Origin of the sequence: Pantoea stewartii (assembly GCF_011044475.1) — a bacterium.
GTDB classification, from domain to species: Bacteria; Pseudomonadota; Gammaproteobacteria; order Enterobacterales; family Enterobacteriaceae; genus Pantoea; species Pantoea stewartii.
In genome coordinates this window covers 2,257,504-2,272,426 of sequence record NZ_CP049115.1, presented here as the reverse complement: position 1 = coordinate 2,272,426, position 14,923 = coordinate 2,257,504, and the positions used below count along the sequence as shown (strand labels likewise).

Genomic DNA, 14,923 nt, shown 5'->3' with positions numbered 1-14,923 from the left:
AGTGATCTCCTGCGCAGGTAAAAGTGCAGAGTAGCATCTGGCATCCGGCAGGCAACATCAGACGTTGATCCTGAGATCGCCATTCCAATACTATGTCCGAATACCGCACGTTAAGCACAAGACGGGGAGCGCAGGTGAAAGGAAGCAAACACGCATTAAACTGGACCACATTAGTGATTGCCGTGCCGGTGGGCTGTGCCGCCTCGTTAGTTACTTTGCTGTTCCGTGAAACGATTGAGTTCATCAATTATCTGCTGTTTGGCCGCAGCAACGACATCACCGAATCCATCCATCTCTGGCCCATGCTGTTCTGGCCCGTTCTGGTCGGCGTGGGCGGTCTGCTGGCCGGTTTCTTCCTGCGCTACGCGGTCGCGATAGAGCGGCAGCAAACCGTCAAGACCGACTATCTCGAAGTCATTAATGCCCGCCTTGACGCCGTGCCGACGAAAACCTCCCTTTTCCGGGCGCTGTCTTCGGTTGCCAGTATTGGCAGCGGCGCGTCAATCGGTAAAGAAGGCCCGATGGTTCAACTGGCCGCGCTCTGTGGCAGCATGATCGGCCGCCTGTTGCCGCCTGGCGTGCAGTTAAAAAACAGCGACGTCGTCGCCATGGCCGCCGCAGCTGGTCTTTCCTCGGTCTACCATGCGCCGCTGGCATCGGCCATTTTCGTGGCAGAGATCGCGTTTGGTATCTCCGCCCTGCAACGCCTGATTCCGCTGGTGGTCTCCTCCGCTGTTGCGGTCATGACCATGTGGGCGCTGGGCTTTCGTAATGCGCTTTATCCGCTGGCCGAGGTGAGTTTCACGATGGATGTCAGCAGCCTGCTGATTACCGTCCTGATTGGCTTACTGTCCGGGCTGGCCGGTTTGCTCCTGATTCGCCTGATCGCCCGTGCTAAAACGCTGTTCAGTCGGGTTCGGTCCTTACCGCTACGTCTTGGGGCGGGTGGCTTTGCCGTGGGCCTGCTGGCGCTGGTCTCGACCGATATCCTGGGGAACGGCTATGAAGTCATTGTAAAGGTGATGGCAGGGCATTATGTGTTATCAGGTTTACTGCTGCTGCTGGTCTTAAAAACGCTCGCGACCAGCCTCTCGGTAGGCTCCAATGCGGTGGGCGGGTTGTTTACACCGTCCTTGCTGATCGGGGCGCTGCTGGGTTTGGTCATCGCGTTATGTGGGGTTGCCCTGCATCTTCCCCTGAATAATGTCCTGCTGTTCGCCGCTGTTGGCATGGCGGCCGTCCTGGCGGCCGTCAGTCAGGCGCCGTTAATGGCCATGTTAATGGTGCTGGAAATGACGCTCAACAGCAGCCTGCTGTTTCCGGTGATGATAGCGTCCGTTCTGGCGACAATGGTGGTCTACCGCCTGCAAATGGCCAGTACCTATCCCGTCGTGACGCACCATTTCAACCGTTCTGAAGCCAAATATGACTTCGATAATATGCGCATCAGCGAACTGATCATTCCGGGGGCGGCCCTGCAACCTGAGGCCTCGGTTGGGGAAGCACTGGCGGTGAGTTCGCTTAAGCGTGAGCGCTATGTGTACGTCATCAATGCGCAGGGCGCGTTTCTGGGCGTGGTTTCCATTCACGAAATATCCCGCCGGGTGCTGGCGCAGGAGATTAATCTGGACTCGCCGGTGCAGTGCGTGATGGATGAGGATTTCCCGGTGGCCTATCAAAACCAAAGCCTGCGGGAAGGATGGGAAGCTTTTGCAGCCGTCACGCTGGAACGTCTGCCTGTCCTGAATAATCCCCAGGAGCGCCGTTTTTTAGGCGCGCTGACCAAAACCAGCCTGATTCAGAAAGCGCAGGAGTTTCTCTAAGCCGCATTGCCCTGCAAAGCCTGTTCTGTCATCCACAGGCGGGCGTCGAATTCGAGCTGGTGATAGTCCGGTTCCATATGGCAGCACAGCTGATAAAACGCCTTGTCGTGATTTTTCTCTTTCAGGTGCGCCAGCTCATGTACCACGATCATACGTAAAAAAGGCTCAGGCGCCTGGCGGAAAAACGTGGAAATACGAATCTCCGCTTTGGCCTTCAGGTTGCCGCCCTGCACACGGGAAATGGCCGTGTGCAGGCCCAGCGCGTGCTTCATCACCTTGATTTTGTTATCCCAAATCACCTTATTGATGGGCGGCGCGTTGCGCATGAAGCGGTTTTTCAGTGCCAGCGTAAAGTCATACAGCGCCTTATCACTCATCACATCGTGTCTGTCGGGATAGCGCTGTTGCAGCACCGGGCCCAGACGCTGGCGATCGATGAGCGTTTGCACCTGTTCAAGGATGGACTCAGGATAACCCTGAAGATAGATCAGTGAGGACATTAGAGATTCCCGGCGAAAGACAGTATACTGCGCCCCCTTTTTGGGGCGAAAATCAACCAAAGTGTACCACGCCGGAGAATTCATGAGCCAACTTGAACTGAACGATCGCACACTGATCCTGCACCGTTTCCCGCAGATGCGTGACGAAAGTCCGTTACAAGCCTGGGATGCCGCTGATGAATATCTCCTGCAGCAAAGCCTGCCGTCTGGTCCAGCGTTAATCTTTAACGACAGCTTTGGGGCGTTAACCTGCGCACTGAATACTCGTCCGCTGTGGCATATCAGTGACTCCTGGCTGAGTCAGCAGGCCACGCGTCAGAACCTGCGCCTGAATGCGCTGGACGACAGCGATGTCCAGTTCCTTGACAGCCTGGCACCGTTGCCGGCCGCACCGGCACTGGTCTTGATCAAAATTCCTAAAACCCTGGCGTTGCTGGAGCAGCAACTGCGCGCAGTGCGTCAGGTTATCACGCCAGAAACCGTGATAATGGCGGCGGGGCGTGCGAAAGAGATTCATACCTCCACTCTGCAATTGTTTGAGCAAATCATTGGTGAGACCAAAACCTCACTGGCCGTCAAAAAAGCGCGCGTGATTTACAGCCAGTTCACCCAGCCTGCGCTGCGCGAAAAATCGCCTACCCAGGTCTGGTCGCTGGACGGTACGCCTTATCAGATCCATAACCACGCCAACGTCTTTTCCCGCTCTTCACTGGATATTGGCGCGCGCTTGTTCATGCAGCACCTGCCGGAAAATATTGAAGGCGAGATTGTCGATCTGGGCTGTGGCAACGGCGTGATTGGCTTGATGGCGCTGGCACAAAATCCCGAGGCGGAGGTGCATTTTCTTGATGAGTCATACATGGCGGTGGCGTCCAGCCGGTTAAACGTAGAGATCAACCGCCCGGACGATCTGTCACGCTGTCAGTTCCGGGTCAATAATGTCCTGAGCGGTTATCCTTCCGATACGCTGCATGCGGTCTTGTGTAATCCGCCGTTCCACCAGCAGCACGCGGTGACCGATCACCTGGCCTGGCAGATGTTCCGTGACGCAAAGCGCTGCCTGCAATACGGCGGGGAGCTGCGCATTGTCGGCAACCGTCACCTGGATTATCACCACAAGCTGAAGAAGCTCTTTGGCAACTGCACCCTGGTTGCCTCCAACAAAAAATTTGTGGTGCTGCGTGCAGTGAAAATGCGTTAACTACAGCGTTAACGCCAGCGCGGTGGCCTGGGCTATCGCCCGACGGGCATCCAGCTCCTGCGCGACGTCGGCCCCGCCAATCACCTGCACGGGTTTACCGTTTGCCCGCAGCGCCGCTTCCAGCTCGCGTTGCGGCTCCTGACCGGCACAAATAATCACGTTGTCGACCGGCAGGAGCAGGCGCTCGCCGTCGCGCCGGATATGCAGCCCTTCATCATCAATCGCCAGATACTCAATCCCGCCCCACATTTCAACTCCCCGTGACTGGAGACTGCTGCGATGGATCCAGCCGGTCGTTTTCGCCAGCGTGGCACCGGGCTTGCCGGGCTTGCGCTGAAGCAGCCAGATTTGACGCGGTGAAGGCTGTGGCGCGGGCGCAATCACGCCGCCGCGCTGCGTCAGGCTCTGATCGATGCCCCATTCGCGATAAAAATCCCCGGTGGTTTCGTTTGCGGGCGGTTCAGACAGATATTCAGCCGTATCAAACCCGATCCCGCCCGCGCCAATAATCGCCACGCGTGCACCAACCGGACGCTTATCCGCCAGCACGGCCAGATAGCTCAGGACTTTGGGATGATCAATACCGGGGATATCTGGCGTACGCGGTTTAATGCCGGTCGCCAGGATGACTTCATCGGCGTCTGCCAGCAGGGGAGCGGTGACCCGACAGCCTGTTTTGATTACCACGCCCGCCGCCGGCAAACGATGGCGAAAATAGCGCAGGGTTTCGCGGAATTCCTCTTTCCCTGGGATCTGTCGGGCGATATTGAACTGTCCGCCGATCTCATCGGCCGCCTCATAAAGGGTGACCTGGTGGCCGCGTTCAGCCGCCTGTAAGGCAAACGCCATACCTGCCGGACCGGCCCCTACAACCGCCAGCCGTTTGGGCATGTGCGCCGGTGTCACCGGCATGAGGGATTCGTGGCAGGCACGCGGGTTGACCAGACAGGCGGTGACGTGACCGGCAAAGATCTGATCCAGACAGGCCTGATTACAGGCGATACAGGTGTTGATACTGTCGTCATCCCCCCGTTGCGCCTTGCTGACAAACGCGGCATCGGCCAGGAACGGTCGGGCCATGGAAACCATGTCCGCACAGCCATCCTGCAAAAGCTGTTCTGCCACCTGTGGATGGTTGATTCGATTCGTTGCCACCACGGGCACGGCAACGTGTTGGCGCAAGCGGCGCGTGACCCACGCGAAGGCGGCGCGGGGCACGCAGGTCGCAATGGTCGGAATGCGAGCTTCGTGCCAGCCAATGCCGGTGTTAAACAGCGTCACGCCACAGCGTTCCAGCGCTGTTGCCAGTCGTAGCGTTTCGTCCAGCGTACTGCCTTGCTCAATTAGGTCCAGCATCGACAAGCGGAAGATAATGATAAAACGGTCGCCGGTGGCCTGACGGACCGCGCGGGTGACCGCTAAAGCAAACTGCATGCGCCCGGTAAAATCGCCGCCCCAGCGGTCCTGACGCTGGTTGGTGTGCGGTACCAGAAACTGATTAATCAGGTACCCTTCGGAGCCCATGATTTCTACGCCGTCGTAGCCCGCTTTTTGCGCCAGACGGGCACAGTGCGCGAAGTCGGCAATGGTCTGCTCAACCTCGGCGTCGCTCAGTTCCCGCGGCGTAAAACGGTTAATGGGGGCCTGTATTGCAGAGGGCGCAACCAGATCGCGCTGAAAACTGTAACGGCCAGTATGCAAAATCTGCAGCGCGATTTTTCCCCCGTGCTGATGCACGGCGGCGGTGATTTGCCGGTGCCAGTCACACTGTGAATCCTGGTTCAGCACCGCACCGTGTGCGGCGGTCACGCCCTGAGGATTGGGCGATACGCCGCCCGTCACGATCAGCGCCACGCCTTCCCGTGCCCGTTCGCCATAGAATGCCGCCAGCCTGGCCGCGCCATCTTCACGCTCTTCCAGACCGGTGTGCATAGATCCCATCAAAAAGCGGTTTCTGAGCTGAGTAAACCCCAGATCAAGGGGCGTAAACAACGCCGGGTAGGATGAGGGCAGCACAGTCATAATCACTCACAGATAAAGTGGTCGGATGAGTTAGCTTTAACCATTTTTCTGTTAAAAAAAAGTGAAATGGCATCAGGCTGTGAGAAACATCATAAAAGCGGCCTTAGCCGCCACATAAACGGCCAGGCCGGGAAAATGCAGGGGAAGGCCAGCGGATGTGCGCGCAACCTCAGCGGCGGCGAATCCAGGAATAGCGAGAACGATAGCCACTGCCGTGATGCGTGTTGAAACGGTAGCTGGAGCCCGCCTCGGTAGTGCAATAGGTGCACTGGTGGACAGGGTCAATGTTTTCTGCCGGAATGCCTGCTTTTATCAGCATTTGCGTCGCCAGATACGGTAGATCAAACCAGACACCGCCACGGGTAGCAACGGCCTGGGGGCGCTGAGCGCCGGGATTGTGGGGCTGAACCGCATAATAGCGCAGGGGCAATGGCATGTCGGGCATCTGTTCAATCTCTGCCAGACGTTGACGATCCAGCTCAAAACAGCAGGGAGCCAGCGCCGGGCCAATCGCCACCGTCAGGCTCGCTGGCGTGGCACCGCGTTCGCAAAGATGCGCTACCGCCCGATACAGCACGCCAGCCAGGGTCCCCTGCAGACCCGCATGAACAGCGGCAACCTGTTTCTGCTGGCTGTCGGCAAACAGCACCGGTAAACAGTCGGCCGTGTAAACCGCGACGGGGCGGTGCCCGGTGGCGATCACGCCATCTGCATCACCGCTTTTGGGTGGAATAGTGTGAGTGTCGGTTAACACGACGGCGCTGTGACGCTGATGGGCATAGGCGGCATCATCAGGAGGCGGTTCGCCTGCGGGCTGAAACGCATAATCGACCCAGTCAAGTGCATCAAGCAACGGCGAACGCGGTGTAGCGGGCATCCTCATCTCCTGTTGAAACAGCGTGTAATGTTGCTGCCCTCAGCTTACGTTAACTGCTACATTTTTGAAGCGTTACCCACTTAAATCTTTCACACCTTAGGATAAAACGATGAAACATTCAGTGAATTTCGCGCTGTCGGCGGTGGTTGCGCTGGCACTGGCAGGTTGCGCGCAACCTGCCCGACAGCAGGCACAGCAGCAACTGGGGCAACAATCGGTCCTGGCCCTGAACTGGTTCCAGCAGTCCGGCGAATATCAGGCGCTCTGCTGGCAGGCATTCAACAGCGCCCGTCTGGCCTTTGATCAATCGGCTTCGCTGGCGGGCAAGCCTAAAGCGGTCATTGTCGATTTAGATGAAACTATGCTGGACAACAGTGCCTATAGTGCGTGGCAGGTGAAGAATGGCCAGCCTTTCAGCGACAAAACCTGGTCAGCCTGGACACAGGCGCGGCAGGCAAAAGCGGTGCCCGGCGCGGTGGAATTCGCCCGCTACGTCAACAGCCATGGCGGCACCGTTTTTTACGTTTCCAATCGCGATCAAAAAGACTATGCCGCCACGGTGGCCAACCTGCAGCAGCTTGGCTTCAGCGGAGTCAGTGAGAAAACGGTCAGCCTGAAAACCGACTCCTCAAACAAGCAGGCGCGTTTCGATGCCATTAAAAATGCGGGCTACAATGTCGTTTTATATATCGGTGACAACCTGAATGATTTTGGCGGCGCAACCTGGCATCAGGGTAACGCGCAGCGTCGGGCATTTGTCGACAATAATCACGCGCTTTTCGGTACGCAATTTATTGTTTTACCCAATCCATTGTATGGCGACTGGGAAAGCGGCATGGCGGAAAATTACAATAAGCTGACACCACAACAACAGCTTTCCGTTCGTGAGGCGCGCCTCAACGCCTGGAACGGTAAATAAAATGTCAATATGAAGCGCCTGCACTGGGCGGGCGCCTTCACGTTGGCTCAAATATTTACTTACATCCGTCACTATTTTCACGCAAATTAAATTAACTATCTCTCGCTTTAATTTACCCCTTCATTAAGACGGATTCACTGCCTGCATTAAATAAAGGCGGTTAATCGTGCTATTCATAAATTCTGCATTTAAGACTAATCCTGGTCTGTGGCGTCGCTGTTATTTTAATTACTTAGTTCGCTATGAAAGTTTTGTATTTATTTGTCAATCTATAAATCATGACTTTAATTTTATGTGTATGATTTTAAATGAATAAAATTAAAATAACTGCAAAATTTGGTGGTATGACCTCTTAATCTTATTTACGTTTTGATGACGTTAGTTGAATAAAGTCTTACACAGGCAGGCAGTATTTTGGCGCGTGTAATATTCCAGGTGCATTGAAAATGATAAGCGGCTATAACCTTTTAATGTGATGGAGTTCAGGTTTCATTAGCCCCTCGCCCAAATAAGGTGAGCGGGTTCACTCCGTGGTTCGCCTGGAAATGATATTCCCGGTAGTTAAGAGAAGATGATTGTGACGACACTTAAACCCTTATTAGCGAAAAATCGCAGTTGGGCCTTACAGCGCCGCCAACGTAACCCCGCCTATTTTGAAAAATCGCTCTATCAGCAAAAACCGCATTCATTATGGATTGGCTGCTCAGACAGTCGGGTACCGGCGGAGGTGTTAACGGGTTCCCATCCTGGCGAGCTGTTTGTTCATCGTAATATCGCCAATATGGTCGTGGCGGAAGACGACAATCTGCTGAGTGTTCTGCAATATGCCGTCTTCTTTCTTGGCGTGAAGCGCATTGTATTAAGCGGTCACTATGGTTGCGGCGGCGTTCAGGCGGCTCTGAATCTGCCTGGCAGTCCGTTAGAGACGGAGGATTCTGCACTGGCGCGTCGTATTACCTGTTTGCGCGACGGCCTGGCAAGCCATCTTGGCGACCCGACGGCGCAGGAAACCGAGGGTGAGAAACTGAACCGTCTGGTGGAGGCAAACGTGCGGGTGCAGTTTGCCAGGCTGGTGGCTTCCGACCCTGTCCGTCAGGCCTGGCAATCTGGTCAGGAACTGGATGTGTTTGGCTGTGTTTACGACCTGCAATCGGGTCATCTTAAAGAGTTGATTCAGCAATCTGCAGAGGAGTCTTCACCATGAATCTGGATACGTTACGCCGCGATGTGCCGGCAGGGCTGGTTGTGTTTCTGGTCGCACTCCCGCTCTGCCTCGGTATTGCTCAGGCCAGCGGTTTACCGCCTTTTGCCGGCTTACTGACCGGTGTGATTGGCGGGATAATCGTGACATCACTCAGTCCGTCACGCTTCGCCGTCAGCGGTCCTGCGGCAGGACTGGTCACTATCGTGGTCGCCTCGATGGCCACGCTGGGAAGTTTTTCCGCGTTTCTCACTGCGCTGATCATCGCCGGGCTTTTACAGTGCCTGTTTGGTCTGCTGCGCGCTGGCCGTTTTATTGCACTCGTGCCCGGTAGCGTGATTAAAGGTATGCTGGCGGCGATTGGCCTGCTGCTGATCATGCAGCAAATACCGGTGGCGCTAGGGGCTGGCGGCAGCGTAAAACTGGTGTCGCTGGTAAACGGTGAAATGACCTTTTCGCTCTCGGCGCTGTTGGTGTCGTTGGTGGGCTTGTTCATTTTGTTTGCGTGGACAACCGGCCCCATCAAGCGCATCAAGGCGATAGCCTGGATCCCGGGTCCGCTCTTTGCGGTTCTGTTTGGCTGTGGGGTGACAGTATTGGGGGCGCGACTGTTCCCGTCACTCACCGACGCCTTACCGCGTATTTCACTGCCCGCTTTTGACAGCGTTTCGGCGATGATAGCCGAACTTGAAACGCCGGACTGGATGGCCTGGCAAAATCCGCAGGTGTGGGTTGTCGCGGTGACGCTGGCGCTGGTGGCCAGTCTGGAAACGCTCCTGAGCCAGGAAGCCCTGAAAAAGCTACGTCCGCAAAATCCTGCGCCATCGCCCAACAGAGAAATGTTTGCTCAGGGCATTGGTAACATAACCGCGGGCTTCTTGGGTGCAATGCCCATCACGGCGGTTATTGTTCGCAGCTCAGCAAACGTCAACGCAGGCGCACAAACCAAACTGTCCATTTTGCTTCATGGTGTGATGTTGCTGATTTGCGGTATGTGGTTTAGTGAGATGCTGAATGCCATTCCACTTGCCAGTCTGGCTGCGGTCCTGCTCTATACCGGTTATAAGCTGGCTGCACCGCGACTGTTTATCGAACAGTTTCGTATGGGCGCACAGCAGTACGTCCCGTTCCTGGCGACGATTATCGGAATTATCACGTTGGGAATGCTGGTGGGAATCGGCATAGGTATTGCCACTCAAATTATCTACAGCATCTACAAGAGTCATCGCAACGCCTTGCAGCTTACGCGCTATGACGACCACTATGTGCTGCGTTTTCAGCAAAATTTGACGTTTTTACACAACCCTAAACTTCAGGGACTGCTGGAAAAAATTCCCGAAAATAGCGTGGTAATTGTTGATAACGATAATGCAGAATACATCGATCCGGATGTAAAAGCCGTGTTGAAAGATTTTGGTGAAAATGCTGATAAACGAAACATACGCCTGAGTCAGTGGCCGGTGGCGGTGAAATAACCAGACATCGGTATTCTGGAATTTACAGCAGAAAAATCGGATATCTCGGATATCCGATTTTTTTATTTGTAAGACATAATAGGCAGGGATGTCTGCCAGCCCATTCGTTACCGGTAACCTGTTTCAATACCCTGACGTTCGCCTGTTTACTGTTGTTTTTCTCTGAATGGCGCAGACACGAATCAGGCTTTAATGATGATGATAACGCCACATACTTTGTGGGCGGCGAGATAGTGAGCCTCTTTGTGACAAGGTCCGGACGTATGCGCGCTAAGCTGTTTGAAGAGCATAATGCTAAAAAGAGTGCCTTCTGGCTGTTTATGATTACGCTGATGTTTTGTTTCGTTGGCGGTCATCTGCGCATTCCCCACGATTTATCCCTGTTCTGGCCGGTAAACGTGTTTATTGCCGGTATGATGCTGCGTTATCCCTTCCTTCACCGAACCCGTTTTTATCTTATTTGCTTTAGTGCGATGGTATTTAACGATACGGTCTTTTCGGGCTGGACGTTACCGGCATTTACGCTCAATGTCGCCAATATTCTGTTTATCCTGATATGCGTACTAGTGATGGGAAAACAGTATCAGCATGATTCCAGCAGTGAACGCATCTCAAATGCCTTACGGATCTTCCCCGCCTGCCTGCTGGCGGCGTTCGGTTGCGCCACCTGGGGCGCACTGGCACAGGTAGGCAGTGTCAATGCCGCGTTCGCCGATGCCTGGATGAACTGGTTCAGCGAACAGTTTTCGACCGGCTTAATGCTGTTGCCGTTTCTGTTGACCCCAAACTGGCGCGTGATGTTCTCAGGGCTACGGGTAAAGGTGGGGACGATTCTGCCGCTTATCGCCGTGGGGCTGTCCTTAACGACGGGGGCCTTAATGGGCGGCGCAGGCAGCCTGACGCTGCCGGTGCCGGCGTTAATCTGGTGCGCCATTGTCTTGCCCATCCCGCTCACCAGCCTGGTGACACTGATAACCGGCATCAGCCAGATCATTTTGGTTTCCCATGGCGTCATGCATATCCAGGGCGATTCAAGCCTGCTGCCCATCAGTCATCTGACGTCAGCGCGACTGGGCGTGGCTACGCTTGCCATCAGTCCTCTGATTGTGGCGGTCAGCGTGGATGCTATCCGTCAGCTCAATGAGCGGCTGGCTCTGCGCGCCGATTACGATTTTCTTACCCAGTTATTATCACGCTCCGGCCTGTATGAAAGACTGCGTAACGAGCCCAGCTATGCGCAACGTCAGGTCGGCGTGATCCTGCTGGATGTGGATTACTTTAAATCAGTCAACGACAATTTCGGCCATGATGCGGGCGACAGCGTGCTGGAAGAGATTGCCCGCCGCATTTCGCCGCTGGTTGGCAGCAAAGGGCACATTTGCCGTTTTGGCGGAGAAGAATTTGTGGTGGTGCAGTTCGATCTGTCTCCAGAGAAAATCTATTCGCTGGCGGAGGGGATTCGGCAGAGCATTGTCCGCGAGAAATTTGTGCTGCAGGGCAATGCCGTCACGGTCACGGTGAGCCTGGGCCTGGCAAATGGCGAAGCCCAACCGGGTACGGCCTGGGCTGAGACGATTAACAACCTGATCTCCGCAGCCGACAAAAATCTCTATATTTCCAAGCGAAATGGTCGCAATCAGACATCGCCGGGCAAAGCCCATAATGAAATGACCAGCGACGTTGCCTGAGCAGGTCGCTGGACGCACATTAATGAATACTGGTTTTCAGCAGGGCGCTCTGTTGATGGCGTGCGATAGCCAGTTCAATCAGTCGGGTAATCAGGTCCTGATAGCTCAGGCCCGCCGCCTGCCACAGTTTGGGATACATGCTGATATTGGTGAAACCGGGTAGTGTATTCACTTCGTTGATCACGATTTCGCCTTCCTCGGTATAAAACACGTCGACACGCGCCATGCCAAAGCATTCCAGTGTGGTAAATGCCTTAATCGCAACCTGGCGAATCGCCGCATCGACGTCCGGTGGGATGGCGGCAGGAATCACCGTTTGTGCGCCGGTTTCGCTGATGTACTTTGTGTCGTAGGAATAGAAGCCTTCTTTCACCACCACTTCGCCACATGGGCTGGCCTGTGGCTCTTCGTTACCCAGCACCGCACATTCGATCTCCCGGCCTTTAATGGCTTTTTCAATCAGGGCCTTACGATCGAACGTAAACGCCATTTCCAGCGCGGGCAGGAGCGCTGCGGCATGGGTCACTTTACTTACGCCCACCGAAGAGCCCTGATTGGCAGGCTTAACAAACAGCGGCAGGCCGAAGCGGGCGATGACGGCTTCGGTGTCCAGTTGGTTCAGCTGTGAAGACGTGACGCTCAGCCAGGGGGCAACCTGCAAGCCGGCATCGCGTAACAGGCGCTTGGTGAAATCCTTGTCCATGCTGACCGCCGACCCCAGCACATCCGACCCGACAAAGGGCAGCGACGCCATGCGCAGTAACCCCTGCAGCGCGCCATCTTCGCCTTGCGTACCGTGAACCACCGGAAAAATGACATCCAGCTGTGACAGGGAATGCGCATCGTCACGGGCAATGAGTGGCTGCTCAGGTTCGCCGGGAATCAGGGCAATCTGTTTTGCCGTGCGATTGAGGGCAATCAGTGACGGATTTTCTGCATTCAGCAGGAAGCTGGAGGCGTCATTGAGGTGCCATTGCCCTTGTTTGTCGATACCCAATAGCACGACCTCAAACCGGGTCTTATCAATGGCATCAACGATATTTTTTGCTGACTGCAACGACACTTCATGTTCTGAAGATTTCCCGCCAAAGACGACGCCAACCCGCTGTTTTTTCATCAAAGGTATCCACATAAACGCAAATCACTACCATAGCATGCGCATTGTCATAAAAAACAGCCGGATGAACGGGAGCGCCTTCTGTTGTGCGTCGTGATCAGCTCGCCGGGCAAGGTCGGAGAGAAAAGAGGAGACACGCGATTCAGAATGCTTGCGACGCTTCATTACCTCGCAAGGAGTAGCGCCTGAATTTCCTTCAGCGTACTCCTCAACACGGGGTTAACGAAATGACGTATATTCAAAAAAATCTGTCATCGAATAACTGGCTGATTTTGTTTAAGGAAAAATAATTAACTACTCTTATAACGGTATTGTGTGCGGGGCCACTATGATTGATGCCAGCTCAGATGACGCCTCAACACGGTGAGAATCTGCACACAGGTAAAAAGTGTCGCTTGCTGCCTGCGGATGAATACTGCCACTCATTCAGTACTGTAGAGAACAAAAGTGACGTTTATTCTGCCCTTTGTCTGGCTGATTAGCGTTTACTATCTGCATAATTTATTCTCAGCACATCCCGTTATGTATCGCAGAAAAATCCATCTTCGAACGTTACTCACCGCGTTATCGATAGGAAGTGTCATTGTGACTTCCGGCTTGCTGCTGGGCGCGCTGTTTCTTTTTCAAAAAAGTAATATTGAAGAGTCGCTGCTGGACAGCAATATTGCCTATGCCCGTAAGCTGGCCGACACTACCGATCACTATCTTGCCATTGCCCAACGTGAACTGGCCTGGAGCGCCGGTCAGATCGCTGACCTGAATAACGTTCAGCTGTTACATCGCGAAACTACGCGCCTGTTACAACAGTCAGGTTTTTTCAACTCGGTAGTCGTGCTGGATAACCATTCCATTATCGCCTCCATCTCGCCTGAAAGCCTGTCTCTGCTGGGTGTTAAGGTGGACACCGCTGAAACGGAACAGGCGAATAAGCTACAAAAACCGTTTATTTCTTCGCCTTTTATCTCACCCTCGGGCAACTATGTGGTCTTTATCTCGCATCCCCTGTTTGCGCATGACGGTCATTATCTCGGCTTTATTGGGGGAACGATTTACCTGAAAAAACAGAGTATGTTGAGTGACATCCTGAGCCAGCATTATTACGGTGATGGCACATCGGTCAGTATTGTCAGTGATGATGGCACGATTATTTTCAGTCAGGATCCGACGCGTGTCGGGACGCGCATGGCGTTAAGTCAGCCGTTACAGAAACGCCTGGCGGCCACGATGAGCGGCCAGTTTATGATTCAGGACGCGGGCAAAAAGTACCTTATCGGTTACGCCAGCCTGCAAAAAACGGACTGGAATATCTTTATGTCCGGTACCTCAGAAACGGTAAATGGCCTGATGATGCATACGGCCAGAAATGCCTTCTGGTTTATTCTGATCATCATCGTCCTGACTGCAACCTGCATGGCCTTTCTGGCGTCCCGCATCTCTTATCCGCTGGAAAAACTGGCAGGCATGGTGCGTGACGGGGGAAGTGAGGCCAGCCCGGATCCGCTGTCATCCGTTAACACCTGGTACAACGAAGCTGACAGATTAAGAGAAGCGGTTCAGCATCACCGGCGTGCGGTCGCAGGGCATGTTGCGGACCTGAACGATAAAGCCATGACCGATCCGCTGACCGGATTAAATAACCGTCGCGGTTTCTATGCACAGGCGGCTCAGCACCGCCAGGAGCCTGTGCAGAGTGCGATTGCCATCGATATCGATCACTTTAAAATCATCAACGATCGCTATGGACACGATGCTGGCGACAAAGTCCTGGTGAGCCTGGCGGGTTTGTTAAGAAAGCGCTGCCGTACGCTGGATGTAATCAGCCGGTTCGGCGGCGAAGAGTTTGTGCTGCTGCTGCCGGGCACCTCTATGGGCGACGCGGCCGCAATGGCAGAACGCATCCGTGAGGCCGTCAGTCATACGGTGTTCCCGTTTATCAACAGCATGACGGTTTCCCTCGGCGTCGCTACCTTAAACGGTTTGGGCGACGACGCCTCACTGCTCAGGCGAGCAGATGAAGCGTTGTACGCGGCAAAAGACGAAGGCCGTAACTGCGTCATGGTGAACCATGAGGGGAACATTTCTCGCTATCCTGCCAGGTAA

At 54.5% G+C, this 14,923-nt stretch carries 11 protein-coding genes; 7 read left to right on the top strand and 4 right to left on the bottom strand.

All coding sequences use genetic code 11. The features are described 5' to 3' along the window. The first annotated feature begins 134 nt into the window (after positions 1-134). Positions 135-1,823: a chloride channel protein gene (locus G5574_RS10750; RefSeq protein ID WP_164482603.1), complete on the top strand. Its 1,689-nt coding sequence runs from the start codon at positions 135-137 to the stop codon at positions 1,821-1,823. Here G5574_RS10750 and G5574_RS10745 read toward each other — a convergent pair. After that, positions 1,820-2,323 (bottom strand): M48 metallopeptidase family protein, encoded by a 504-nt coding sequence (locus G5574_RS10745; protein WP_006118297.1) that lies wholly within the window; start codon positions 2,321-2,323, stop codon positions 1,820-1,822. The genes G5574_RS10750 and G5574_RS10745 overlap by 4 nt on opposite strands. An 82-nt stretch (positions 2,324-2,405) precedes the next feature. Here G5574_RS10745 and rlmG point away from each other — a divergent pair, with 82 nt between their 5' ends. Continuing rightward, a complete protein-coding gene (gene rlmG, locus G5574_RS10740) occupies positions 2,406-3,524 on the top strand; it encodes a 23S rRNA (guanine(1835)-N(2))-methyltransferase RlmG (protein ID WP_164482602.1) in 1,119 nt (372 codons plus the stop codon). Here rlmG and G5574_RS10735 read toward each other — a convergent pair whose 3' ends face one another. Both G5574_RS10735 and G5574_RS10730 read right to left on the bottom strand, forming a co-directional pair. Further along, a complete protein-coding gene (locus G5574_RS10735) occupies positions 3,525-5,546 on the bottom strand; it encodes an NADPH-dependent 2,4-dienoyl-CoA reductase (protein WP_110268779.1) in 2,022 nt (673 codons plus the stop codon). Between the two features lie 169 nt (positions 5,547-5,715). Beyond that, complete coding sequence (locus tag G5574_RS10730; protein ID WP_164482601.1) at positions 5,716-6,423, bottom strand: purine nucleoside phosphorylase YfiH/LACC1 family protein; 708 nt, start codon at positions 6,421-6,423, stop codon at positions 5,716-5,718. Positions 6,424-6,532: 109 nt separating this feature from the next. On the opposite strand from G5574_RS10730, the gene G5574_RS10725 reads away from it, so the two are divergent. The 4 genes from G5574_RS10725 (at position 6,533) to G5574_RS10710 (ending at position 11,706) form a co-directional block, all read left to right on the top strand. Then, positions 6,533-7,342 (top strand): 5'-nucleotidase, lipoprotein e(P4) family, encoded by an 810-nt coding sequence (locus tag G5574_RS10725; protein WP_039341918.1) that lies wholly within the window; start codon positions 6,533-6,535, stop codon positions 7,340-7,342. A 571-nt stretch (positions 7,343-7,913) separates the two neighbouring features. After that, a complete protein-coding gene (locus G5574_RS10720; RefSeq protein WP_039341920.1) occupies positions 7,914-8,546 on the top strand; it encodes a carbonic anhydrase in 633 nt (210 codons plus the stop codon). Then, a complete protein-coding gene (locus G5574_RS10715) occupies positions 8,543-10,018 on the top strand; it encodes a SulP family inorganic anion transporter (RefSeq protein WP_006118229.1) in 1,476 nt (491 codons plus the stop codon). The genes G5574_RS10720 and G5574_RS10715 overlap by 4 nt, the downstream gene beginning before the upstream one ends. A 263-nt stretch (positions 10,019-10,281) precedes the next feature. Further along, the gene (locus tag G5574_RS10710; RefSeq protein WP_033739966.1) at positions 10,282-11,706 is read left to right on the top strand and encodes a GGDEF domain-containing protein; all 1,425 of its coding nucleotides are present in this window, start codon (positions 10,282-10,284) and stop codon (positions 11,704-11,706) included. A 19-nt stretch (positions 11,707-11,725) separates the two neighbouring features. Here the strand turns inward: G5574_RS10710 and ddlA are convergent, their stop codons facing one another. After that, on the bottom strand, positions 11,726-12,823 hold the full coding sequence (gene ddlA, locus G5574_RS10705; RefSeq protein ID WP_164482600.1) for a D-alanine--D-alanine ligase: 1,098 nt from the start codon (positions 12,821-12,823) through the stop codon (positions 11,726-11,728). A gap of 522 nt (positions 12,824-13,345) precedes the next feature. On the opposite strand from ddlA, the gene G5574_RS10700 reads away from it, so the two are divergent. After that, positions 13,346-14,923, top strand: a complete 1,578-nt coding sequence (locus G5574_RS10700) for a sensor domain-containing diguanylate cyclase (RefSeq protein WP_164483226.1) — start codon at positions 13,346-13,348, stop codon at positions 14,921-14,923.